This is a genomic window from Chloracidobacterium sp. (genome assembly GCA_025057975.1).
Taxonomy (GTDB): Bacteria; Acidobacteriota; Blastocatellia; order Chloracidobacteriales; family Chloracidobacteriaceae; genus Chloracidobacterium.
In genome coordinates, this window is record JANWUV010000004.1 from 60,462 (window position 1) to 84,436 (window position 23,975).

A 23,975-nucleotide genomic window follows, 5' to 3' on the forward strand; every position below is an offset into this window, starting at 1 on the left:
CGCTCCACATGACGGTTCGGGCTGAGAGATATCCGTCCCAGCGCCTCACGTCGGCGATTGTTTTTCGGTGTCCGGCCGGCGCAGATGTTTTGCCTCAGCGTCCGGCTAGATGAAACCGGCGCTTGCCATGGCGGCCCTAGAACCCACCATCGAACGGGATGTGACGCTTGAAGAACGTCCGTTCCGACTGGAAACAGGCGGCGAACTGCCGGAAGCCACCCTGCGGTGCGCCGTGTACGGCCGCCTGGAAGCTGCGCCGGGCGGCGTCATTCTAGTCTGTCACGCCTTGACCGGTTCAGCGCGGATCGCCGATTGGTGGCCAGCCCTTGTTGGGCCGGGGCGGCCGTTAGACCCGACGCGCTATGCGATTGTCGGCGTCAACGTACTGGGTTCGTGCTACGGCTCGACTGGCCCGCGCACTGTCAATCCGGTGACAGGGCGACCCTATGGCGCGCGCTTTCCGCTGGTCACGATGGGCGACATGGTGCGCGCCCAACGGCTGGCTTTGCGGGCGTTGGGCGTCACGCGGTTGACGGCCGTGATTGGCGGCTCGATCGGCGGCATGCAGGCGTTGCGTTGGGCGACGGACTTTCCCGACGATCTTGACCTGTGCCTTGCCATCGGCGCGACCCCCTTACCCGCGATGGGCCTGGCGCTCAATCACCTTCAGCGCCAAGCCATCATGCAGGACCCGGCTTGGCGGGACGGGGACGGCTGCGCCCAACCGACGGCCGGCCTCGCGCTGGCGCGCGCCATCGCTATGTGCAGTTACAAGTCGGCGGCGCTGTTTGATGAGCGATTCGGTCGGCGTCCAAATCGGTCGGGCGAGGACCCACGGGCGACGTTGCATGGGCGCTACGATGTGGCGGGCTACCTAGATCACCAAGGCGAAAAGTTTGTCCGTCGCTTTGACGCCAACAGCTACTTGGTTTTGAGCAAAGCGATGGATACGTTTGACCTAACCGACGCTGAGTTAGCGCGCATTCGGGCGCACGTATGGCTTGTCGGCTTGTCATCCGACTGGCTGTTTCCGGCGGCGGACGTGCGCGCCCTCGCGGCGCGCATGCGGGCGGTCAATGTCGCTGTCGAGTATGCTGAAATCATCACTAGCCACGGCCATGACGGTTTTTTGGCTGAACCCGATGCCGTCGCCCCCCTCTTACAGGCATCGCTTGAGAAGCTGCACGCATGAATCCCAACCATCATCCAGTTTCCACAGCGCCGTCGGACGCCGACCTGCGTCCGACAGTGATGAAGTTTGGCGGTACGTCGGTGCAGGACGCGGACGCCTTTGCGCGCGTCGCCGCCATTGTGCGCCGCGAACAAGCCCGACGGCCGGTCGTCGTTGTATCGGCGCCGGCCGGCGTAACGGACGCCTTGCTGAAGGCGGTCAAACTGGCGCTCGAACAAGATACGACGACGGCGCTGGACTCCCTTGAGCCGCAGTTTGCGCGGTACAGCGACATCGCGGAGCGGCTGACCAGCGGCGCACCGTATGGTGATTTCGTTGAGGTTCTCTACGCCGCCCGCGAGCGTATGGCGCAGGCGTTTGAGATTATGCGCGCTTATCCGGGCGTTGTCCCGCCGTTACGCGATGAAGTCGTGTCGTACGGTGAACGGTTGTCGGCGACGTTGTTGGCCGCTGTCATCGCCGCCGCCGGCGCGGCATGTCAGGCGGTGGACGCCCGGACGTGCATCGTGACGGATGATGTCTATGGGCGCGCGCGACCGCGTTGGGAGGATACCATTGCACGGACGCGCGCGACGCTCCGGCCGGTGTTGGCGGAAGGCGTTATTCCGGTGTTGGGCGGTTTTATCGGCGCGACGCTCGACGGCGCAACAACGACCCTGGGACGGGGCGGCTCGGACTACTCGGCGACCTTGATCGGCGCGGCGCTTGAGGCGCGTGAGGTTCAAATCTGGACCGACGTGGCCGGCATTTACTCGGCCGACCCGCGCCTTGCGCCCGACGCGCGCCGGTTGGACCATTTGGCTTACGGGGAAGCGACGGATTTGGCGCTGTACGGCGCGAAGGTGCTCCATCCGCGGACGATTGAGCCAGTGGAGCGGCTTCGGATTCCGGTGAGCATCCGCAACTCGTACGACCCGGAGGCGGGCTATTCAATGATTACGCCGGATTCCGGCGCGCCGGCTGGAGCGATTCTGGCGGTGACGCATCGCACCGGTATGGCGGCCGTCCATGTTCGTTTGGCGGGCGCACAACTGGCGGCGGGAGCGCTGGAAGAACTGGCTCGGACGCTCAACGCTCATGGCGTGTTGGTGGAGCATTTGGCCGCGTCGCGGATGGGGCTGACGGCGACGGTGGAAGACGGCGACGCCTTGGACGCCGCCTGCCGTGACTTACGCGGTATGGGCGAAGTTCAGGTCAGACCGCAGCGAGCCTTGCTCTGCGTGGTGGGAAACTTCGGAGATGACGCCACGGAACTGCATCCGACGCTAAGTGAAATCCTTGCCGATTTTCGGGTGACGCCGCTACTGCCGCATCCGTCGGCGCACTCGCGGTTGTTTCTAATGGCCGAAGCCGACGCCCCGACGGCGGTACGGCGGCTGCACGCACGGCTTATTGAAAATTCCCCCTAAGCGTGTAGAGTTCGCCGCATGGTTATTTTGGTCGAAGCGACGCGCCGGCAAAGCTGAACCTTGCCGAACGGCGATAAAGCCGCCGCCTATGTGAGGAGAACTATGACCGATGGCTGAACTTTCTGACGCCAGTCTCCTTGTCCGGTCGTTTATGCGAGCGTATCGCTACACGGTGTCGAGTTGGCGGCCGGCACATCTAAGCAAGCCGCTGACCGCGTGCAAGGTCGGTCTGGTGACGACGGCGGCCTTTCACCTGCCGACGCAGCCTACCTTTGATCTCAGATTGGCGGGCGATCCGTCGTTTCGGGTGATTCCAACGGATGTCGATTTGGCGACGCTTAGGGTGGGGCATGTGAGTCCGTCGTTTGACCATACGGGCATTGAACGCGATCCGAACTTGGCGCTGCCGATCACGCGCTTTCAGGAGCTCGTCGCCGAGGGGGTAGTGGGGCGGTTGAATGAGCGGGCGTGGTCGTTCTGCGGCTCGATTCCCAAGCCCGGCGAACTCATCAATCGAACCGCCCCGGAAGCGGCGCGTCAGGCGCGGGCGGACGGGGTGGAGGTCGCCCTGCTGACGCCTGTCTGACCGATGTGCAATCAGTCGGTCGGACTGATTCAAGCTGCCTTTGAGAATGAAGGGATCGTGACGGTTTCGATTTCGCTGTACCGTTTTGTGACGGAGAAAGTGCGCCCGCCGCGTGCGCTCTGGGTACCGTTTCCCCTGGGGTATCCCTTGGGTGAGCCGCATAACGCGGCGCTTCAGCGGCGGGTGATTCTGGCGGCGCTGGATTTGTTGACGACGGAGGAGCCGTTGCCGGTCATCCGTGATTTTCAGCCATGACCGACGTGCCGCGCCTGCTGGTGGGGACGGTGGCGATGCGTCCCTACGTGTTTGTGTTTTTGCTGGCCTATCTGTTTTTGGCGGTGTCGCGGATGGGCTGGGTGCGGGCGCTGGTCTGGACGGTGCTAGCGTATTTGCTGGCTTTTGCCTGTGAGTGGAGTTCCATCCACAACGGATTCCCCTTCGGGTTGTATCGCTACTTTGATGACACGCGCGACCGTGAATTGTGGGTCGCCGGCGTGCCGTTTTTCGATTCGCTGTCCTTTGCGTTTCTGTCGTTTGTGAGTTTTGAAGCGGCGGTCATTCTGCGGACGCCGTGGGTTTCATGGCACACGACGGTTGGGGACGCAGCCGCGCGGCGCTCATGGTTGACGGTGGTTTACGCCGGTCTGCTGATGATGTTTCTGGACGTGGTGATTGACCCAGTGACGTTGCAGGGGGAGCGGTGGTTTCTGGGCAAGCTGTACGACTACCCGCACGGCGGCTCCCACTTTGGCGTAACGATTGAGAACTACCTAGGGTGGTTTGTGGTGGCAGTGTTGATTACGACGAGCTTCCGGTTGTTGGAGGAGACGGTGTTGCGGACGGTTTCGCAGCGTGGGGCGTTCGATTTTCCGTTGAAGCACGCCGCGCCGCTAGGGGTGTATTTTGGGATTTTGGGCTTCAACATCGCCGTGACATTTTGGATTGGCGAAACGACGATGGGGTGGGCGAGTACGTTCATCGCCCTGCTGCTTGGCTGGATGTTTGTCCAGCACGTGGCGTCACCCTATCGGCGCGGGGAAGGGGAACGAGGTTGAACCGTCTTGTGGGGCGGGGAGGCGAGTCGAATTACACCGGATTGACCCACAACCAAGCAAAGCGTTGTTCGGTGCGCCCGTAAGTACTTAGTGGTGAAGTGGCTAGGGAGGGAATCGAACCCCCGACACACGGATTTTCAGTCCGTTGCTCTACCAACTGAGCTACCTAGCCCCAAGCGAGAGTGGGCAAGCCTAAGCTTTTCGCGTCGTGTTGTCAATTAGCGCTGGGTTGATTCAACGGGTGTATGTCGGCCTTCATTCGTCGCCCTCAGCTCACGGCCGTCCGCGCCTCCGCTGAAAAGCCGCATTAGCCACGGCCACTCACGCCGTCCGTAGAGACCCTGCGGCCGCGCAATCATTAGCCCTACCAGCAGGAGCGAATAAAACACCATCCGGTAATCGGGCAAATTCGCTAGAAACGGCGCAGCAGCCGTCACCGACGGCGGCAACAGGCGAGTCAGGTCGCGCAACGCCTCCGGTAAAATGGTCAAAACGCTCGCCCCGACAATGGCGCCCGAAATGCTCCCCAAGCCGCCTAGCACGATCATCGTTACGATTTCCACCGACCGCAAAAACGTAAATGAACTTGGGTTGAGATAATTGTCATAGTGCGCGTACAGCCCGCCGGCTACGCCGGTCAACGCCGCACTCACGACGAACGCCGTTGTTTTGGCGCGCGTCGTGTCAATCCCCATCGCCGCCGCCGCGATTTCATTTTCGCGCACGGCCGCCAGACTGCGCCCAAAGCTTGAATAGGCTAGGCGTCCTACCACCAGCACCGTCCCTGTCGCCGCCAGCGCAACCCAGAAAAACATCGTGTCTTCCAAAAACAGCGCGAACCGCTGGTCGGGGAGTCGCCCTGGTACGTCCGGCCCCTGCGCAATGTTGGTGAAGCCCAGTGCGCCGCCGGTCGGCTCAATGTTGAGCAGCACGACGCGAATGATCTCACCGAACCCCAGCGTGACAATCGCCAAGTAGTCACCCCGCAGCCGCAGCGTCGGCAAACCGACCAGCCATCCTGCGACGCCACTGACGGCCGCTCCGACTACAAGCGAGACCAGCAGCCGCACGGCGTGTACCGGCCAGGCGGGCAAGGTGTCCAGTAAAGCGACAAAGGGTGCGCCTCCGAAGTGCGTCACGGCTCCAGCCGCATACGCCCCAAGAGCCATAAATCCGGCATGCCCAATCGAAAACTGGCCGGCGCACCCATTGACCAGCGTCAAACTCACCGCCAACACGATGGAAATGCCCACCAACGTGACAACGCGTAGGTAATAAGCCGACAGCCCATAGCCCAACAGGCCGTGGACGAAAACATGGTTGAGCAGAAACCAGCCCATCGTGACGACAACGACGCCAAGCCATGAACGAGCAGGATGTGGTCGTTGGTCATTCACAGCGAATCTCCTTCGGCATCCCAACCAACGTTTTGCAAGCCAGTGCGCATTCGCGCTATGTTTGACGCCACCGGCAAGGCAAGCGATCTAGGGGGTACGCCCAAACGCAACCTGCAGGCGTGTGCGCCGGTGCGCCAAGGCCTGAATCTCACCCAGAGTAACCGAGGAACGCAGCGTGGCAAATCAACTCTTCGTGGTCAAATCCATTGACGAACTCCAAGCTGAGTCGTCCGTTGAGGAAGGCTCGCTCAAACGAACCCTCGGCCCCGTCAACCTAACGACTCTCGGCATCGGGGCTATTATCGGCGCCGGCCTGTTTTCCATTACTGGCCTCGCCGCCGCTAACAACGCCGGCCCTGCTGTCACGATTTCCTTCGTCATCGCCGCCGTCGGCTGTCTTTTCGCCGGACTCTGCTACGCCGAATTCGCCGCGATGATCCCTGTCGCCGGCAGCGCCTACACCTACTCCTATGCCACTATGGGCGAACTTGTCGCATGGACCATCGGCTGGGACCTTGTCCTAGAGTATGCCGTCGGCGCGGCGACCGTCTCGATTAGCTGGTCGCGGTACTTGGTTAAGTTTCTGGAGTACTACAACATTGTCCTGCCGCCGCATTTGACCATGTCACCGTTTGATTCCATCACCACCGCCAGTGGCGCGACCATCTACGGCGTCATCAACTTGCCGGCAGTGTTCATCGTGGTGACGATGTCGCTGATTTTGATGAAGGGCACGCGGGAATCGGCGCTGGTCAACAACCTCATCGTCGCGCTCAAGGTCGGCATCGTCCTGGCGTTTATCGCCTTGGGGTGGGCGTTTATCAACCCGAAGAACTACGAACCCTACATTCCACCCAACACTGGCACGTTCGGCGAGTTCGGCTGGAGCGGGATTGTTCGCGCCGCTGGCATCATCTTCTTCGCCTACATTGGTTTTGACGCGGTTTCCACCGCCGCGCAGGAGGCGCGCAACCCGCAGCGGGATATGCCGATTGGCATCCTTGGTTCGCTGGGAATTTGCACGGTGCTATACATCCTCTTTGCGCATGTGATGACCGGCTTGGCGCACTACACCGAGTTTCGGGGCGTCGAGGGTATCGCGCCGGTCGCCACCGCCATTGCGCATACGCCCTACAAGTGGCTCAACCAAGGCATCATACTGGCGATTTTAGCCGGCTACGCTTCGGTGATTCTTGTCATGCTGCTGGGGCAGTCGCGCGTTTTCTTCTCCATGTCGCATGATGGTCTGCTGCCAAAGATTTTCTCTGAAGTACACCCGCGCTTCCGTACGCCGTGGAAGTCCAACGCCCTATTCGCCGTCTTCGTGAGCTTGTTCGCCGCGTTTGTGCCAGCACGCGTCGTAGGTGAAATGACCAGCATCGGGACGCTGTTTGCGTTCATTTTGGTGTGCGTCGGCGTCATCGTGCTGCGCTACACGCAGCCGGAGCGGAAGCGGCCGTTCAAGACGCCGTTTGTCCCACTGGTGCCGGTGTTGGGGATTCTAGTCTGCTTTGCAATGATGGCCGCCCTCCCGTTGGACACGTGGTTGCGGCTGGTTATCTGGATGGCCACTGGCTATGCCATTTATTTCACGTACGGCGTCCGGCACAGCAAGCTGAAGTTGGTCACCTAGTTGTGGGCGGGGGCTTTTCGGCAAGCCAGACTCGTGCGCTGCCGAATGGAGGAAATGCCTGCTGAGGCATTAGGGAGGCTTCCGAGAGAATGTGTGGCGAGTAGCACAGTAGCACGTCAAACCACTGGTGCCGTTCGCGTAGGACATCGTTTGCTAACATGGAGACGGCCCTAAGCCTTGACGACCTTGCCACGCCGAAGCTCAATCGGGACCGCTGCACAGGCGTTGCGGGTGTCAATCACCAGCGGTGCATGCTCAACGACAAAGGCGTAGTCAATCACGTCGTGCGCTGTACAGATCACCACGGCGTCGCTCTGCGCCAGGACATCAGCGGTCAGCGGGACGGAAGGCGTTCCGGCGTAGGTGGGGTACTCGCGCATTGGCGGGGCAGTGGGGATGTACGGGTCGTGAAAGCGAACCTTCGCTTGCCGCGCGCGCAACAAGTCCCAAATTGCGAACGTCGGCGACTCGCGCGGGTCATCCACGTTTTTCTTGTAGGCCAACCCTAAGAGCAGAATATTCGCCCCGCGCAACGGTTTGCCAGCGTCTGAAAGGGCTTCAAGGAGGCGTGTGACGACGTAGCGCGGCATGCTGGTGTTGATGTCGCCGGCCAGCTCAATGAACTTGGTCTGAACGCCGAACTCGCGCGCCTTCCACGTCAGGTAGAAGGGGTCAATCGGGATGCAGTGTCCGCCGAGGCCCGGCCCTGGCTCAAACTTCATAAAGCCAAACGGCTTGGTTTTGGCGGCCTCAAGCACTTCCCACACGTCAATCCCCATGGCGTCAAAGACGATTTTGAGTTCGTTGACCATGGCAATGTTGACGCACCGAAAGATGTTCTCAACTAGCTTAGTCGCTTCGGCGATGCGCAGCGAAGACACCGGGACGAGCGTGTGGACGGCATGCCGGTAAAGCGCTATGCCGGCCGCCAGGCAGTCGGCGGTTAGCCCGCCAATGACTTTTGGAATGTCGCGCGTGCTGAAATGGGGGTTGCCGGGGTCTTCACGTTCCGGTGAATAGACGACGTGGAAATCCAGACCGGCGCGCAGACCCGAACCGCGTTCCAGACGGGGGACAAGCTCTTCTTCCGTTGTACCGGGATAGGTAGTGGATTCCAGACTAATAAGTTGCCCACGTTGGATGTGCGGCGCGACAGCCTCGGCCGTGCGCGTGATGAATGACAAATCCGGTTCCCGATGCGGGGTGAGCGGCGTTGGGACGCAAATCAGAACGGCCGTCGTCTCGGCCAAATGCGTGAAATCGGTCGTCGCCCTCAGGCGTCCAGCGGCGACGGCTTCGGCGATCACTGCCGTCGGGACGCTTTTGATATAACTGTGTCCGGCGTTGACGGCCGCCGTTTTGCGCTCATCAATGTCGAACCCGATAACGCGACAGCCGCCGCGAATAAACTGTACAGCGAGCGGAAGCCCCACATAGCCCAGTCCAATAACGCCGACTGTTGGATGATCCGTACCGTGAGACATCAAGTTCTCCTGCCGTTGCCGCCGGCGCGGCCTACTGGTTACCCAACCCATACCGTGCGCTGGAAACCAGCGTCAAGCTCGGCGTCGGCGTCCGACCTGCCATGGCTTTGAAACTGCATACCCGTACGACGCTTCTGGCGTCGGTCATCACGATTGGCGTCTTGGGCGCGTTTGTCTGGCTGTCGAGCCGCGAACTGGGCCGGCTGCTGGGTGAGGAGCAACGGGCGCGCGTCAAGCTCCACGCCGTCACGCTTGCCGAGCAGATTGCGCGCCTACCAAATGAACAAACGGCGTTGAACCGTCTCGTCACGGTGGCGAAAAATGCGCGGCCGGGCGCGGTCGGCGTCCGCGTATGGGAGCGCGTCGGGAAAACCTACCAGGTGACGGCGGCCGTGGTGGACGACGACCTGCCGCCGCCCGACTCCGAAGCCGTCGCTATGTCGCTCCGTACGCCGTCCGTCGCCAACTTGCCGACTAAACGCCGGCTGATGGGCGTTGGCGGAGAAGCCTACTGGGTGTGCGTGCCCATCAAGCGGACGGGGCGGGCGGAAGGCGCGGTGGAATACGTTGAGCGATGCGACGCTGCCGGCGACGTTGTTGCGCGCTACCGCACGCTGGCGCTGTGGCTCGCGCTGGGCTGTGTAGCGGCGATTACCTTGGCGATGAACTGGTTTTTCCGCAGCACCATCTACCGGCCGATTGAACGTCTGCTGACGGCGATGCACCGAGTCCAGCAGGGCGATTTGTCGGCGACCGTGGAAACGCGCTCGACCGATGAACTGGGACGCTTAGCGGACGGCTACAACCAAATGCTGGCGCAGGTGCGTTCGATGACGGAAGAACGGGAGCGTCAGCGCCAACTGTTGGAAGAGCGCGTCGCCGAAGCGACGCTAGCCCTTTCAGAGCGCAACGCGCAGCTTGAGGCGCTCAACCGCGAACTGTGGGAGACTACTCGCCGCTTGACCGATATGGAGCGTCTGGCGGCCGCGGGACAGACGGCGGCGCAGTTGGCGCATGAAGTCGGGACGCCGCTCAATCTGATCAGTGGCCACGTCCAGCTTTTGAGCGCCGAAGTCGCCGGCAACGCCAAGGCGCAGCGGCGGCTGGAAACCATTGGGGCGCAGATTGAGCGGATTGAACGCATTGTACGCGCCATGCTGGATCGGACACGCCCGGATGTCAGCGAACACCAGTTGCTCGATTTGAACGCGGTGTTGCGCCGGACGTTTGAAGTCATCCAACCGGCGCTGGAGGCGAGGAACATTCATCTGATAACGCAAGTGGACGGTGTGCCGCTGCTCTTGCGTGGCGTGGCGGATCAACTACAACAGGTGTTTATCAACCTGTTCAACAATGCGCTGGACGCTATGCCGGAAGGCGGTCAACTTATTGTGACCAGCGCCCGCTGGGAAAGCGGAACGGGTGTTGAACGGTTTGTCGTCGAGGTGCGTGACACAGGGCAGGGCATGCCGGAAAAGGTGCGGGCGCGTATCTTTGAACCGTTTTTCACGACGAAACCGCGCGGTAGCGGTACGGGTTTGGGTTTGGTGGTGGCGCGGCAAATCATCCGCGACCACGGCGGCGACCTGACGGTGACAAGCCAACCCGGTCGCGGAACAACCGTTCGGATTGAGTTACCTCCAGCGACGGAGCAAGCCGTATGACCAAGCGAATCCTGGTTGTGGACGACGACGCGGCTTCGTGCGAGCTGTTACGTGAAATCTTTGCCGCGCGCGGCTGGGAAACAACGACGGCGACGACCCCAGCCGCTGCACGCTCGTCCTTTGCGAAGCAAAGCTTTGATCTGGTGGTCAGCGACATCAACCTTGAAGCCGACGCTACGGGTCTCGACCTTCTCAAGGATTTTCGGGCCCGTTGTCCAGTTGTTCTGGTGACGGGTTTTGGAACGCTTGATGCAGCGGTGGCAGCGACGCGCGACGGCGCTTGGGATTTCATTTCCAAGCCGTTCAAGGTGGAGGAGGTCATCGCCGCCGCGCAAGCGGCGTTCACGCGCACAACGGAGACGCCGCCGCCGACGCCAGCGGCTGTAATGGACACTTCCGGCATGGTGGGGCGTTCGGCGCTGATGGTTGCGCTGTACAAGGAAATCGCCCGCGTCGCACCGACGCGCTCAACGGTGCTCATCATTGGTGAATCGGGGTCAGGGAAGGAACTTGTTGCGCGCGCGATCCATCGGCACAGCCGACGCGCCGAAGGCCCCTTTGTGCCGGTCAACTGCGGCGCGCTGCCCGAACATCTGCTTGAAGCCGAGTTGTTTGGTCACGTACGCGGCGCGTTCACCGGGGCTGTCGCCGACCGGAAGGGGTTGTGGGAGGAAGCCGACGGGGGCACGCTTTTTCTCGATGAAATTGGCGATATTCCATTGTCCATGCAGGTCAAGCTGCTGCGCGCGCTACAGGAAGGCGAGGTGCGGCGGGTCGGCGCGGCACGCTCTCGGCAGGTGGATGTGCGCGTCGTCGCCGCTACGAACCGGAATCTTGAAGCTGACGTGGCTGCTGGACGGTTTCGGGAAGACCTCTACTACCGGCTCAGCGCAGTCACGCTGCGCGTACCGCCGTTGCGCCAGCGGCGGGAAGATGTGCCGTTGTTGGCGGAGGCGTTTCTTCAGAGCGCCGCTCAGAGCCTTGGTCGGGGCTTGCGGCTAGCTCCAGAGACGTTGGCAGCGCTAGCGGCCTATGACTTTCCCGGCAACGTGCGTGAGTTGCAGGCGGCGGTCGAGTACGCCGCGCTCCATGCGCGCGGCGGCGTCATTCGTCCCGAAGACCTGCCGCTCAAGCTGCAAACAGCGGAGGTGCGGTCTGAAGCGTTGCCGGCGCCAACCCGTTCGGCGTCAGATTTCGCCGATTTACCAACCCTTGATGAGCTTGAACGGCGGTATCTGCTTTATGTGCTGGAGACGGTCAAGGGCAACCGGACACGGGCGGCGGAAATTCTGGGGATTGACCGCCGGACGCTCTACCGCATGGCGGAACGTTTTGGCATTAAGCTTACCGACGACGTTTGAGGACGTGCGCCTTGTGGATTCAGCGTGGGCGGCGTTCCACGCTGAAGACCTCCGCTGACCGACCGTGAGGCGGGATCGCCGAAAGCCACGCCTGTACGGCCTAGCTACGGTCAGGCGTCGTGCAGACTTCACCTATGAAGCAGACGGCGGCTGATCGCCTGGGAGACAGCTTCCGGTAAGCATGTCCCCGCGCGGACCGCGCCAACGGTTTGGCGCGCCGCGTTAGCCGCCGAACTCCAAAAGCGGTCCTATTCGCTACTTTGGCTCGGAAAATGCGCGAACCCGCCTTTGCTGGCTAAGCGTCGCGGCCCCTTTCCGGCGGCTACGCAAGCTTATGAGGCGACGTGAATGGTCGTCGCCTTTGCGTCAACCACTTGCTGGCCCATGCGCGCCCCAGCCCATTACAACGTTAGATCCCGTTCAAGCTGCCGGACAAGCGGACGGCGCTGACTTTGCATATCTATGCTTGACAGATGCATAAATATGCGTAACATCCGCCGCCTGCGCGCTTGGGCGCGAACGACAGCCGTGGGAAGGAGTCACGCCTGGGCCGGATGGACAAGGCCGAACGCCACCGAGCGTTGCTGGAACTCGTCAGTGTTGAGCGGTTGCGTACGCAGGCCGAACTCCGCGCCGCTCTCGCCAACCGGTACGGTATTGTCTGTGACCAAGGTACGATCTCGCGCGACATCAAGGAGCTTGGTTTGGTCAGGCTTGTGGACGCTAACGGAGCCTACTACGGGCGGACGGCGGCCGTGCCACCCAGCTCCAACGAGGCGTTCCTCCTGTCGCGTTTGGTGCGCCGGGTGCAGGCGGCGGAAAATCTGGTTGTGGTGCATACCGACGCTGCTAACGCCCATCCGGTCGCCGAAGCGATTGACCGGTTGGCGTTCCCGGAAGTCGTCGGTACGGTGGCCGGCGACAATACGGTGTTGGTCGTCGCCAAAACCGCCGCGAAGGCGCAGCAGGTGGCGAAGCGAATCCTGCGCGTCGCCGGATTGAACGAACCGGCCGACGTACGGCGCAAACAAAACGGTAAGAAAGGCGGGCGAAAGCCATGAAGAAAATTGCGCTGGCCTACAGCGGCGGTCTCGATACGAGCGTCATCCTGACGTGGCTCAAGGAGACCTACGGCGTTCCCGTCGTGGCCTTTGTCGCCGATGTCGGCCAAGACGAAGACTTGGCGGCCGTCCACGAAAAGGCGCTGGCGACCGGCGCGAGCGAAGTCGTCATTGCTGATGTCCGAGAGGAATTTGTCCGCGACTACGTGTTTCCGGCGCTCGCGGCTAACGCCGTGTACGAAGGCGCGTACCTGCTCGGTACAGCGCTGGCGCGGCCCGTCATCGCCAAGGCGCTGGTCGCCGCCGCGCGCGCGACCGGCTGCGACGCCGTCGCTCACGGCGCCACTGCCAAAGGCAACGACCAAGTGCGCTTTGAGCTGACGATCGCCGCCCTCGCGCCGGATTTGAAGGTCATTGCGCCATGGCGCGAGTGGCCGTTCGTCGGTCGGCGGGATTTGCTGGCCTACGCCGAACGGCACGGCATTCCCGTCCCCATCACGGCGGAAAAACCGTACTCAATGGACGCCAACGCCATGCACATCAGCTATGAGGGCGGCATTCTTGAAGACCCGTGGCAGCCGCCGCCGGACGGTATGTTCCGCTGGACGACCGATCCCGAAAAGGCTCCCGATGAACCGGCCTTGGTGGACGTGACCTTTGAAGCGGGCGTCCCGACGGCGCTCGACGGCGAGCCGCTGTCCCCGTTTCGGTTGCTTGAACGCGCCAACGCGCTCGGCGCGCGGCACGGCGTCGGGCGCGTGGACATTGTTGAAAACCGTTTCATCGGGCTGAAGTCGCGCGGCGTCTATGAGACGCCGGGCGTGACTATCCTAATGCAGGCGCATCGGGCGGTGGAGTCACTGACGCTCGACCGCGAAGTGGCGCACTTCAAGGAAACGCTGACGCCGAAGTTCGCCGAGTTGGTGTACAACGGCTTCTGGTTCTCGCCTGAAATGGAACTGTTGCGCGCAACGATCGCCCATACTCAACGGAACGTCACCGGAACGGCGCGGTTAAAGCTCTACAAGGGGGCGGTACAGGTCGTTGGTCGCAAGTCGCCCGTTGGGCTGTACGACGCCGAAGCCGTGAGCTTCGAGACGCGCACGCGCGTTTCACCCGCCGACGCCGGCGGCTTCATTGCCGTTCACGGGCTGCGCCTGCGACGGCAGGCGCAAACGTCCACCGGGACATAACCGGCGCAGTCTTTATTTCCTCGACGTGTTTCTGAAAGACCGAGTTTACACGTCGCCCCCATCGTATCGCGCACGCTTTGCGCGGGCGCGTCCAAACCCATCTCTGGTGGAGGTTTCTGTCATGCCGATGTTCCCCTTCGATGTCTCCGCGCGCGCCGCCGTCGGCGACGCCCGTCACCGGCGGTTGTTTTGGGAGGAAACGCTGGCGACGTTGGGTTTTATGACCGCCATTACGACGGCTTTGGTCGTTGTGTTTGGAACCTTGCAGCCGGAGCGCGTCAACCTTTTGACGCATGTCTCCTTTGCGCTGTTGACCGTGGCGCTCTTCGGCTTTGAGGTGACAGTGTATCGGCATTGGCATCCCGAACCTCCATCGAGTCACGAATGACCCACGCCGCCGGTTTTCCAACATCGTCGTCCGAATCGTCGCCGGCGCAGAGCCTGCGCGCCGCCTTCAGCGCGCCGATGGACGCCGACATCGCCGCCTTTGTCGCTTCGGTGGAAACCGACCGCCGCCTGCTGGACGCCGACCTGCGCGGCTCGCTGGCGCACGTCGCCATGCTGGAAGCCTGCGGCGTGCTGACGTCCGACCAAGCGGCGCGTTTGCGGACGGGTCTCGAACGAATTCGCGCCGAAGGTCTGACGCTGGACCCGGCCTATGAAGACGTTCACATGAACGTCGAACGGCGGCTGGAAGAACTCATCGGTGAGGACGCCCACCTGCTGCATACGGCGCGCAGCCGCAACGACCAGGTAGCGCTGGACTTGCGGCTCTACGTGCGCGATTGCGAAACGAAGTTGCGCGCCGCTCTTGGGGAGCTGACTGTCGCGCTAGTGGACAAGGCCGAAGCCTGCGCCGATGTGGTCATGCCGGGCTATACTCATCTGCAACGAGCGCAGCCGGTGTCGTTCGCTCATGTTTTGCTAGCCTATCACGCCGCGCTGATGCGCGACGCGCAGCGCTTGCGTCAACCGTTGATCTCACCGTTGGGCGCTGGCGCATTGGCTGGGACGGCCGTCCCGATTGACCCCTTCCTGACGGCGCGACTGCTTAACGCCGACGGCCTGTTCAGCAACGCGCTGGACGCCGTAATGGATCGCGATTTTGCCGTGGCGTTTGTCTTCGCCTGCACGCTGCTGGCTGTTCACCTGTCGCAGTTGGCTGAGACCCTCATTCTTTGGTGCTCGCAGGAGTTCAACTTCATTCGTTTGCCGGATGAATTGACGACCGGTTCGAGCCTCATGCCGCAAAAGAAGAACCCTGATTGTCTGGAGTTGGTGCGCGGTCGCGCTGGCCAGTGCATTGGGGAATTGGTCAACCTGCTGACGACGCTCAAGGGTTTGCCGGTCGGCTACAACCGCGATTTGCAGGAGACAAAGCCGCCGGTGGCGCGCGTCGCGGAAACTGTGGCGGCGTCGGTCAAGGTATGTACGTTGGCTGTGCAACGCCTGACGGTGAACCGTGAGATTATGCGTCAAGCGGCGTCAGACGAAAGGCTTTATGCGACCGACCTAGTTGAAAAACTGGTTGCGCAGGGCGTGCCGTTCCGAACGGCATACACAATGATTGGCAATGTGGTGCGTCATGGCGTACCTTTTTCTCAGGTCTCTGCCGATGAGTGGGCGGCGCTCGGTCTGAGCGTGACGCCTGAAACCTTCACGCCTGAACAATCCATCGCCGGACGCGCCTCGCATGGGGGCACGTCGCCGGCGCGAATCGCCGACCAGATTGCCGCTGCGCGCGCAGCACACCGGGAGGATGCGCCATGAAACGAGGTTCTTCGACGCTCCGGGCCGTTATCGGCAAGAACATTTCCATTCAACCCCGTTCGACCGCGCAGCTTGGCGATGTCGTGGCCGTCGAAGTGCTGCGGGTCAACGAAAACTACCCGCATCTGGAACTGTTGGACGGAGCTACGACGCCGCTGGTCGCCGGTGAACGCATCATCGGCGTGCTTGGCTCACGGCAGGCGCTACGCGGCTTTGTCGGCTGCGTTCCCGACATGCTGGCTGAAAACGACCAACTCGCCCTGCTCAACGTTGGCGGGGTCATCGGGAAGTTTCTGGACGCGACGACGGCGCTCGGTGAGGCGACGCAGGTGCGCTACCTTGGCACGCTCCACGACGAGCGCGGCGTCGTCACCCTGCAGCGCGATGCACTCCCGATGGCGACTCACTTGCTGCGGCGGCGTCCAATCGTGCTGGTCGTCGGGACATGTATGAACGTTGGCAAAACGGTCACAGCGTCGGAACTTATCCGCGTAGCGACGGCGCACGGCTTCCGCGTCGGCGCAGCCAAGCTTTCTGGCGTCGGTGCCATCCGCGATCTCAAGAAGTTTGAAGCCGCCGGGGCTGTGGATGTCAAAAGCTTCCTTGATTGCGGTCTTCCTTCGACAGTGGATGCCCGCGATCTCGCTCCTATCGTTAAGACGATCGCCAACGCGCTAGACGGTGACTTGCTCATCTTCGAGCTGGGCGACGGAATTTTCGGGCACTACCGCGTAGATTCGGTTATTACAGACGCCGACATTATGGCGTCTGTGGCGGCGGTCGTGGTGTGCGCCGGCGACCTCATGGGCGCATACGGCGCGCGCATTTACCTTGACCAACTCGGCGTGCGCATTGCCGCCTTTAGCGGGCTGGCGACGGAAAACATCTCCGGCTCGGACTACCTTGAAGCCCATTTGGGGATTCCGGCCGTCAACGCCCTGAAGTACCCAGAAAGGCTGTTCGCCACCTTGAACTTGACGGGCAACATTTTGCATTTGGCGCAGCCGGCCGTCTGCTACGCGCCGGATGTCGCCGTGGCATGAACAACGAATGACTGAGTCTCCATCCGCCCCAGCGACGCCGTTGCACGTCGCTGTGGTCGGGGCTTCCGGCTACATCGGCGGCGAAATTGTTCGCCTGTTGCTCGATCACCCGCACGTTGAGCTTATTGCTGTGACCGGACGGGAATCGTCCGGCAAAACGGTGGCAGATGTTCACCCGAATCTGGCGGATGTTAATCTGACCATCGCCCCGCTGACCGAAGTCGGCGCAGCTGAGGTTGTGTTTCTCGCGCTTCCGAACGGCGAGGCCATGACGCACATTGACGCTTTTACTGCCGCTCGTCGCGTCATTGATGCCTCGGCCGACTTCAGATTGTGCGACCCAAAAGTTTACGAAGCCACCTACGGCCGTCCGCACCAAGCGGCGGCGTGGCTTGGTCGCTTCGTTTATGGCCTACCGGAGCTTTTCAGGGATGACATTCGTCAAGCGCGCTATGTCGCCGCCCCGGGGTGTTTCGCCACGGCGGTGACATTGGCGCTGTATCCGCTCGCCGCCGCCGGCTTGCTCGACGAGGCGTTTGTCAACGGCGTCACGGGTTCTTCTGGGGCGGGCGTCGCGCCGCGTGCAACGACGCACCATCCTTTCCGCACCGACGCGCTCTTTGCCTACGAGCCGTTTACGCACCGGCATGTGCCTGAGATTGCCCAAGCTCTCCGCCGTGCCGCAGGCTGTGACGTGGCGTTTGTCTTCCAGCCGCATTCGGGTCCCTTTGTGCGCGGCATCCTCATCACCGCCTATGTACGGCTGCGACAAACGATGACGGATAACGCGCTGCGTCATCTCTACGCGGAGAGCTATGCCGCCGCACCGTTTGTCCGTTTGCGCGGCGAGCCGCCCAATATCAAGTGGGTTGTTGGGACAAACCGCTGCGATCTTGGGTTGGCCGTGCGAGGGCGAACGGCCGTCGTCTGGGCGGCGCTCGACAACCTGCTCAAGGGCGGCGCAGGCCAGGCTGTTCAGTGTCTTAACCTGATGTACGGCCTCCCGGAGACCGCCGGCTTGACGCTGCGTTCACGCAACCCATGAGGCATTTCATAGACACGAGCGAATACGACCGTTCAACCCTTGAAGCCATTTTGACGTACGCCATAACACATCGCGGGGAACGCTCCACGGCGTTGGCTGGGCGGGCTGTGGCGTTGATTTTCTTTGACAGTTCGCTTCGGACGCGCACGAGCTTCGCCGTCGGAATTGCGCAACTGGGCGGCATGTCGGTCACGCTTGAAGTCGGGCGCGGCGCGTGGAACTTGGAATACCTTGACGGCACCGTGATGGACGGCGACAAACCCGAACACGTCGCCGACGCCGCGCGCGTCCTGTCGCGGTACTTCGACGTGCTCGCCGTCCGGTGTTTTCCATCGCTCAAACAGGCGGCGGAGGATCAGGCTGATCCGGTGATTGAGGCTTTTCGCCGGCATGCCACTGTGCCAGTCGTCAATTTAGAGTCGGCGCTTTATCACCCATGTCAGGCGATGGCCGATATGATGACCATTCGTGAGCGTTTTGGACGGACGGACGGCCTGCGGGTGGCGTTGGCGTGGACGCCGCACGTCAAGGCGCTGCCGACTGCTGTTCCGAATTCGTTCGCTCTCGCCGCCGTGCAACTCGGCTGTCAGTTGACAATTGTCGCGCCGCCGGGTTTTTCGCTTCCTGAAACGGTCATGGCGCGGCTGCCGGGCGTCGAAGTCGTCCATGACCAGTCCGTACTGGCCACGCAAGATGTGGTGTATGCGAAGTCGTGGACTTCGCTAGAGAACTACGGCGCGCCGCCGCCGGCGCATTATCGAAGCTGGATGCTGACCCCGGAAAAGCTTGGACGGGCGCGTTTTCTCCACTGCATGCCGTTGCGCCGCAATGTCGAGGTCACGGACGCGGTGCTCGAATCGGCGCAAAATGATTGCTATGACGAAGCTGAAAATCGGCTACACGTCCAGAAGGCAATTCTGCTGTATTGTTTGAACCTAATCTGAAAGGCTATGGGATTTGATGTCAATGTGTTGCGGGAGGCGCTCCCGTACATCAACCGTTTCAAAGGCAAGACATTTGTCGTGAAGTTCGGCGGCAAGGTCGCCGCCGACGAGGCTACGCTGGATTCCTTCTGTGAAGAACTGGCGCTGTGCGCGCAAATTGGCATTCGCGTCGTGGTGGTTCATGGCGGGGGAATACAAGCCAATGAACTCAGCCGGCAACTCGGCATCAAGCCGAAGACCATCAACGGCCGGCGCGTAACGGACGAGCGGACGTTGGATGTGGTCAAGATGGTGTTCGGCGGTAAGGTCAATGTTGAGATTCTGGGGGCGCTGCGGCAGGCAGGCGTGCCAGCGGTAGGCCTAAGCGGCGTGGACGGCAACATTCTGACGGCGCGCAAGCGTCCGCCGCAAGTCATCGTCAATCTAGAGACCGGCAAGCCGCAGACAGTGGACTACGGCTACGTCGGTGAAATTCTTGATGTAAATACGCGCCTGCTGGACACGCTGATCGAGAAGGATTTTGTGCCGGTGATGGCGTCGCTGGCGGCGGATGAGGACGGTGACATCTACAATGTCAACGCCGACACGGTGGCGGCGGCGATCGCGGCCGAAATGCGGGCTGAGAAGCTGGTGTTGGCGACGAATGTGGACGGTGTTCTGGACGAGCGGGGCGAACGCATCAGCCGGATGACATTGCACCAAGCGGCGGCGTTGATGGCGGCAGGGCGGGTCGCCGGAGGGATGCTGCCGAAACTGGAAGCGGCGGCGCGGGCGTTGCGGTCGGGCGTCCGGTCGGTGCATATCATCAACGGCATGAAGGCCGGCGCATTGCTGCGGGAGATTTTCACTGAAGAAGGGGATGGGACAATGCTCACCGTCAATGGCTACCACGGTTCGGCGAAACACAGGCCATGAGTTGGGCGGCGCTTCTGACACGGCGGACGCCAACCCCCGTCACAATCCTAGCGGGACCGTTTCGCGGCGCGCGTCTCATTCTCAATCCGGCTCATGCCAAGCGGAAGATGCTGGGGGCGTACGAGCACGTCCTCAACCCGTGGCTGAAGGCGGCGCTCAAGCAGGTTGAGGTTGTCTGGGATGTTGGGGCCAACGACGGCTATTTCACCTATGGTTGTGCAACGGCCATCCTGAAGCAGGGCCGGCGGCCGCATGTTGTCGCGTTTGAGCCGGGACTGGGTGAGGACGCCGTCCTGAGCGAGCAGTTGACTCGCCCGGCGCGTGTCTGGGCGGAAGCCTATGCGGACGCGACCTTTGAGTTTGTCACGGCGTACGTCGGCGCGACCAACAACGCGACAACCGTCACGCTGGACGCCGCCTTGGAGGCGCGTCCGGCGCTGGTCGGTCGTCCGGCGTTGGTCAAAGTGGATGTTGAAGGCGCGGAAGTGGATGTACTGGACGGCGCGGCGCGGCTGTTGGCGGCGCCGACGCAGTGGGTGGTGGAAGTGCATGGCGAGCACCTACTGGAACCCGTCGTTGGCCGCCTGCGCGCAATGAATCGGGCGGTTGAGGTGCGCCGATTGAAACCGCACTGGCTGTTCGGCCCGGAAGCGCGCACGATTCCCACTTGCTGGGTGACAACCCGCTTGTAGCCGGCCGCCCCGGCGCGACGCCATGAACGTTTTGCTCGTCCATCCCGGTACGCAGCATGCCTTCCAGCTTGCCCGGCAGTTGGCGCGGCAGGGTCTGTTGGGCGGATTCTGGACTGGGCTGGCGCTCCGCGAAGAAGCGTGGTGGGTGCGGTGGTTATCTCAATCGGCTGGCGTCCGCGAACGACTGGGCAATCGGCTGCTGGCGGGTGTGCCGCGCAACCGGCTTCACTTGCAGCCGTGGCGTGAACTGGCGGCGTTGTGGGCGGTTCGGCGCGGAAAACCGGCGCTCGACGTGTTCCTGACGCGCAACGCGCGCTTTCAAAGGGCTGTGCCGCTCGCGGCATTGCGCGCGGCTGGAGCAGTGATTGGCTTTGATACGTCGTCTTGGATTCTGGCCGAACGCTGCCGCGAGTTGGGCAAGCCGTTCATCTTGGATCAGAGCATCGCCCATCCGCTGTGGAAAAAGCAGGTACTTGAGGCGGTTGCCGCCCGCTACCCGGACTGGCGCGAAACCGTCGTTCCGCCGCCACCGGAAATGTTGGCCCATGAGCAAAAAGAACACGAACTGGCGACGGCGATTGTCGTTGCGGGGAGTTTCACAAAGCGGTCGCTGCTGGCGCATGGCGTTCCTGAAGGCAAGGTGATGGTGAATCCCTACGGCGTAGACTTGGACGCCTTCACGCCGCGTTCAGCGCGGGAAGAGGGGCGTCCGTTTCGGTTTTTGTTTTTGGGATCGCTGACGGCGCGCAAGGGGCTTCCGCTCTTGCTGGAGGTGTGGCGCAAGCTGGCGGCGCGGCAGGCCGAACTGTGGCTGGTCGGGCCGGTCGCCCCGGCCGTTCGGCGGCTGATACCGGATTTGCCGGGGCTGAGCGTCTTGGGGAAGCGCCCGCACCGCGATCTGCCCGACCTCATTCGGCGCTGCGACGTATTGGTGTTTCCGAGTTATTTTGAAGGCTTCGGACTGGTTGTGCTGGAGGCGATGGCGTGCGGCGTACCGGTCATTGCCTCGGACGCCACGGCGGGGCCGGATGTGATTGAGGACGGCGTGGACGGCTGGCTGATGGCGGCCGGCGACGCGGAGCGGTTGCAAGCTGTCATGGAAGCGGCGCTCACCCGACCTGACCAAACTTTTGCCATGGGACGACTGGCGCGGCGAAAGGCGGAGGCGTACACTTGGGAAACTTACGGCCTGCGCTGGAAAACACTTTTGGAGCGGGTTTTAGACAGCCCAAACCATTGATGAGGGCGTGGTATGGACGGACTGTTTCCGCTGGTTGTTCTGGTTCAGACGGCGCTGTTGGCGTTCGCTGTCGTCTGGTTTTTCCGCCGCAACGACGAAACGCCGCTCATTATCGCCGGGCTGACGATGTTCTTCAGCTCCTACCGGTACTTTGCTGTGACACAAGGGTGGGGCGAGTGGATGGAGACGGTGCACACGTTCGGCCTGCCGCCCATTACCGACGAGGACGCGCTGGAGACGCTGCCCTATATCGCCTTCGGCGAGTTTGTGCTAATGGCGTCCTACTGCGCCGCCATGCGGCAGAAGCTCCCGGTCGTTGTCCCGGAAGGTTTGCGCCGGCTGCCACCGCGTACGGTGTCGTCGCTGCTAACGTTGGGAATTGTGTTTTTCTTCTTGAGCGAGTACGCCCGCAGCATAGCCTTCGTCGTCAGCAACAGTAGTTATTTGTTCCTCGCTCCCCTGATACTGATCGGCGTGGCGACGTTGTTGGTTGCCGCTTGGCGCTTCGGCGCACTGGAAACGTCGTTTCAGAAGGCGGTGTGCTTGATCATCGTGGCGGCGGCGGCGTACAACAACTTTAGCGCCTTCCTCCGGTTTCAGTTCGTTGGGTTGGTGATCGGCATTGCCGTGGCGCTTTCCGTGTTCTATGCGCCGCGTAAGCGTGCCGTGGCGCTGTTGCTTGGCGCGGTGTTCACTGTCTTTGCTTTCAGTGTGGGTGGGGCGGCACGGCAGACTAATGTAAACGACAAGTTATTCATTTTCCAGCAGACTGATAGCTCTTGGGATCGACTGGTGGCGGGTGAAGACGCCAACATGCTGGACGGCTTCGTGATGGTTCGGTTTGTGTATCCTGAACTGATGGACTTCACGCTCGGTATGGAACACCTTGAAGTTTTGACACGCCCGATTCCACGCGATCTCTGGCCTGACAAGCCGGTTGGCGGATATGTTAACAAACTCCGCCTGCGGGATGAGTCTTTAGGTCCACTAGGTATTTCCCAGTCCCTCTATGGGTCGTTTTACGGCGAAGGCGGCGCGGTCGGTATTGCCGTATTTGCCGTCATCTACGGCGTAGCTTTGGCCGCCCTGACGCAATGGATGGCTGGCTTGCATCCATTTATTTACACCGTCTTCCGTGGGTTGTTCGTCGCTTGGCTCGTCCCACTCCTACGTGGCGGCGACTTGCCGGGCGTTTACGCTTGGTTAGGGATGTCGTCACTAACCGTGCTGACCTTTGCTTGGTTCAACCGCCATCTGTTGAAGAAAGCCGACGACCAGCCCACACCTTGGACGCCGCCGAGGCCGATTCCGGCCCGGATTTGAAGCGCGTTTCCATCCGATTAGGTAAGCATGACGAATGTGCTCGTCACCGGCGGCAACGGCTTCATCGGCTCACATCTTGTTGATCGGTTGGCGCAGCAAGCTTCCGTGATTGTTTTTGACCGCCGCGAGCGGCGCTATGACCCACTGCCGCCCAGCGTGCGATTGGTGTTGGGCAGCCTCGCCGACCACGATCTTGTCCGCAATGTGCTGACCGAATTCGGCGTCGAGACGGTGTATCACCTTGCTTGGAGTTCAATCCATGAAAGCGCTACTCGTCATCCGATGGCGGACGTTGAGTCAAACCTGATGCCAACCGTTGGCCTCCTCGAAGCCTGCCGTGAAGCCGGCGTCCGGCGTGTGGTGTATGTCTCTTCCGGCGGAACGGTTTACGGCCTGCCCCAAACGGACGCCATCGCCGAAGACCATCCGACCCGACCCATTAATGCGTATGGGGTGACGAAACTGGCTGTTGAAAAGTACCTTGGGGTCTATCACCACCTCTACGGCCTTGAGTATGTCGTCTTCCGTCCGTCAGTGCCGTATGGCCCACGCCAGAATCCGCTGGGTCGGCAGGGAGCAGTGGCGGTTTTTTTGTACCGCGCCCTGCGGGGCGAACCTATCGTGATCTTCGGCGATGGGCAAACAAGCCGTGATTTCTTTTTTGTGACAGACATGGTGGAGCCACTGGTGCAAGCTGGGGTGAGTCACCGGGGTGTCAACCAAGTGTTCAACCTCGGCGGCGGACGCAGCTACAGTTTGAACGAGCTAGTCGCCGTGATTGAGGAAGCCATCGGTCGGTCGCTCACGGTGCGCTACGAGCCGGCGCGGCCGATTGACGCGCCGCATATCCGCCTTGATTGCCGGGCGGCGGCGGATGTTTTCGGCTGGCGTCCCGTCACGACATTGGCGGAAGGCGTTCGCCGAACGGCCGAGTGGCTGCAGTCGGCGCGGCTCCTGTCCTGAGCGTG

General features: G+C 61.8%; 22 protein-coding genes and 1 tRNA gene. 20 read left to right on the plus strand and 3 right to left on the minus strand.

The features are described from left to right. The first annotated feature begins 127 nt into the window (after window positions 1-127). The 5 genes from NZ585_04515 (at window position 128) to NZ585_04535 (ending at window position 4,242) form a co-directional block, all read left to right on the plus strand. Window positions 128-1,192, plus strand: a complete 1,065-nt coding sequence (locus tag NZ585_04515) for a homoserine O-acetyltransferase (GenBank protein ID MCS7079300.1) — start codon at window positions 128-130, stop codon at window positions 1,190-1,192. Then, window positions 1,189-2,601, plus strand: a complete 1,413-nt coding sequence (locus NZ585_04520) for an aspartate kinase (GenBank protein ID MCS7079301.1) — start codon at window positions 1,189-1,191, stop codon at window positions 2,599-2,601. The genes NZ585_04515 and NZ585_04520 overlap by 4 nt, the downstream gene beginning before the upstream one ends. A gap of 109 nt (window positions 2,602-2,710) precedes the next feature. Then, complete coding sequence (locus NZ585_04525) at window positions 2,711-3,187, plus strand: hypothetical protein (GenBank protein MCS7079302.1); 477 nt, start codon at window positions 2,711-2,713, stop codon at window positions 3,185-3,187. 3 nt (window positions 3,188-3,190) lie between these two features. Beyond that, on the plus strand, window positions 3,191-3,442 hold the full coding sequence (locus NZ585_04530) for a hypothetical protein (protein ID MCS7079303.1): 252 nt from the start codon (window positions 3,191-3,193) through the stop codon (window positions 3,440-3,442). Beyond that, on the plus strand, window positions 3,439-4,242 hold the full coding sequence (locus tag NZ585_04535) for a carotenoid biosynthesis protein (GenBank protein ID MCS7079304.1): 804 nt from the start codon (window positions 3,439-3,441) through the stop codon (window positions 4,240-4,242). The genes NZ585_04530 and NZ585_04535 overlap by 4 nt, the downstream gene beginning before the upstream one ends. 99 nt (window positions 4,243-4,341) lie before the next feature. Here the strand turns inward: NZ585_04535 and NZ585_04540 are convergent. Then, a tRNA-Phe gene (locus NZ585_04540) sits at window positions 4,342-4,414 on the minus strand. 46 nt (window positions 4,415-4,460) lie between these two features. Further along, complete coding sequence (locus tag NZ585_04545; GenBank protein MCS7079305.1) at window positions 4,461-5,639, minus strand: branched-chain amino acid ABC transporter permease; 1,179 nt, start codon at window positions 5,637-5,639, stop codon at window positions 4,461-4,463. A 175-nt stretch (window positions 5,640-5,814) separates the two neighbouring features. Here NZ585_04545 and NZ585_04550 point away from each other — a divergent pair, with 175 nt between their 5' ends. Beyond that, on the plus strand, window positions 5,815-7,272 hold the full coding sequence (locus NZ585_04550) for an amino acid permease (GenBank protein ID MCS7079306.1): 1,458 nt from the start codon (window positions 5,815-5,817) through the stop codon (window positions 7,270-7,272). Window positions 7,273-7,442: 170 nt separating this feature from the next. On the opposite strand, the gene NZ585_04555 is transcribed toward NZ585_04550, so the two are convergent. Next, complete coding sequence (locus NZ585_04555) at window positions 7,443-8,756, minus strand: nucleotide sugar dehydrogenase (protein ID MCS7079307.1); 1,314 nt, start codon at window positions 8,754-8,756, stop codon at window positions 7,443-7,445. Between NZ585_04555 and NZ585_04560 the strand changes: the two genes are divergently transcribed. The 14 genes from NZ585_04560 (at window position 8,732) to NZ585_04625 (ending at window position 23,970) form a co-directional block, all read left to right on the plus strand. After that, the gene (locus tag NZ585_04560) at window positions 8,732-10,420 is read left to right on the plus strand and encodes a HAMP domain-containing histidine kinase (GenBank protein MCS7079308.1); all 1,689 of its coding nucleotides are present in this window, start codon (window positions 8,732-8,734) and stop codon (window positions 10,418-10,420) included. The genes NZ585_04555 and NZ585_04560 overlap by 25 nt on opposite strands. Next, complete coding sequence (locus NZ585_04565; protein ID MCS7079309.1) at window positions 10,417-11,781, plus strand: sigma-54 dependent transcriptional regulator; 1,365 nt, start codon at window positions 10,417-10,419, stop codon at window positions 11,779-11,781. Before NZ585_04560 ends, NZ585_04565 begins: the two co-directional genes overlap by 4 nt. A gap of 554 nt (window positions 11,782-12,335) precedes the next feature. Then, complete coding sequence (locus NZ585_04570; GenBank protein ID MCS7079310.1) at window positions 12,336-12,842, plus strand: arginine repressor; 507 nt, start codon at window positions 12,336-12,338, stop codon at window positions 12,840-12,842. After that, complete coding sequence (locus tag NZ585_04575) at window positions 12,839-14,035, plus strand: argininosuccinate synthase (GenBank protein MCS7079311.1); 1,197 nt, start codon at window positions 12,839-12,841, stop codon at window positions 14,033-14,035. The genes NZ585_04570 and NZ585_04575 overlap by 4 nt, the downstream gene beginning before the upstream one ends. 121 nt (window positions 14,036-14,156) lie before the next feature. After that, window positions 14,157-14,423: a hypothetical protein gene (locus NZ585_04580; GenBank protein MCS7079312.1), complete on the plus strand. Its 267-nt coding sequence runs from the start codon at window positions 14,157-14,159 to the stop codon at window positions 14,421-14,423. After that, window positions 14,420-15,805 (plus strand): argininosuccinate lyase, encoded by a 1,386-nt coding sequence (gene argH / locus NZ585_04585; GenBank protein MCS7079313.1) that lies wholly within the window; start codon window positions 14,420-14,422, stop codon window positions 15,803-15,805. The genes NZ585_04580 and argH overlap by 4 nt, the downstream gene beginning before the upstream one ends. Further along, window positions 15,802-16,848 (plus strand): hypothetical protein, encoded by a 1,047-nt coding sequence (locus NZ585_04590; protein MCS7079314.1) that lies wholly within the window; start codon window positions 15,802-15,804, stop codon window positions 16,846-16,848. Before argH ends, NZ585_04590 begins: the two co-directional genes overlap by 4 nt. Window positions 16,849-16,855: 7 nt before the next feature. Further along, window positions 16,856-17,893 (plus strand): N-acetyl-gamma-glutamyl-phosphate reductase, encoded by a 1,038-nt coding sequence (gene argC / locus NZ585_04595; protein MCS7079315.1) that lies wholly within the window; start codon window positions 16,856-16,858, stop codon window positions 17,891-17,893. Beyond that, window positions 17,890-18,837 (plus strand): N-acetylornithine carbamoyltransferase, encoded by a 948-nt coding sequence (locus NZ585_04600; protein ID MCS7079316.1) that lies wholly within the window; start codon window positions 17,890-17,892, stop codon window positions 18,835-18,837. Before argC ends, NZ585_04600 begins: the two co-directional genes overlap by 4 nt. A 6-nt stretch (window positions 18,838-18,843) precedes the next feature. Beyond that, window positions 18,844-19,752, plus strand: coding sequence for an acetylglutamate kinase (gene argB / locus NZ585_04605; protein ID MCS7079317.1), 909 nt, complete (start codon window positions 18,844-18,846; stop codon window positions 19,750-19,752). Continuing rightward, entirely contained in the window at window positions 19,749-20,444 is a 696-nt protein-coding gene (locus tag NZ585_04610) for an FkbM family methyltransferase (GenBank protein MCS7079318.1), read from the plus strand. Before argB ends, NZ585_04610 begins: the two co-directional genes overlap by 4 nt. A gap of 22 nt (window positions 20,445-20,466) precedes the next feature. Beyond that, window positions 20,467-21,684 (plus strand): glycosyltransferase family 4 protein, encoded by a 1,218-nt coding sequence (locus tag NZ585_04615; protein ID MCS7079319.1) that lies wholly within the window; start codon window positions 20,467-20,469, stop codon window positions 21,682-21,684. A 12-nt stretch (window positions 21,685-21,696) separates the two neighbouring features. Continuing rightward, the gene (locus NZ585_04620) at window positions 21,697-23,007 is read left to right on the plus strand and encodes a hypothetical protein (protein ID MCS7079320.1); all 1,311 of its coding nucleotides are present in this window, start codon (window positions 21,697-21,699) and stop codon (window positions 23,005-23,007) included. Window positions 23,008-23,034: 27 nt separating this feature from the next. Then, window positions 23,035-23,970 carry an NAD-dependent epimerase/dehydratase family protein gene (locus NZ585_04625; GenBank protein MCS7079321.1) on the plus strand — a complete coding sequence of 312 codons (936 nt, stop codon included), beginning with the start codon at window positions 23,035-23,037 and terminating at the stop codon, window positions 23,968-23,970. Window positions 23,971-23,975 lie beyond the last annotated feature (5 nt).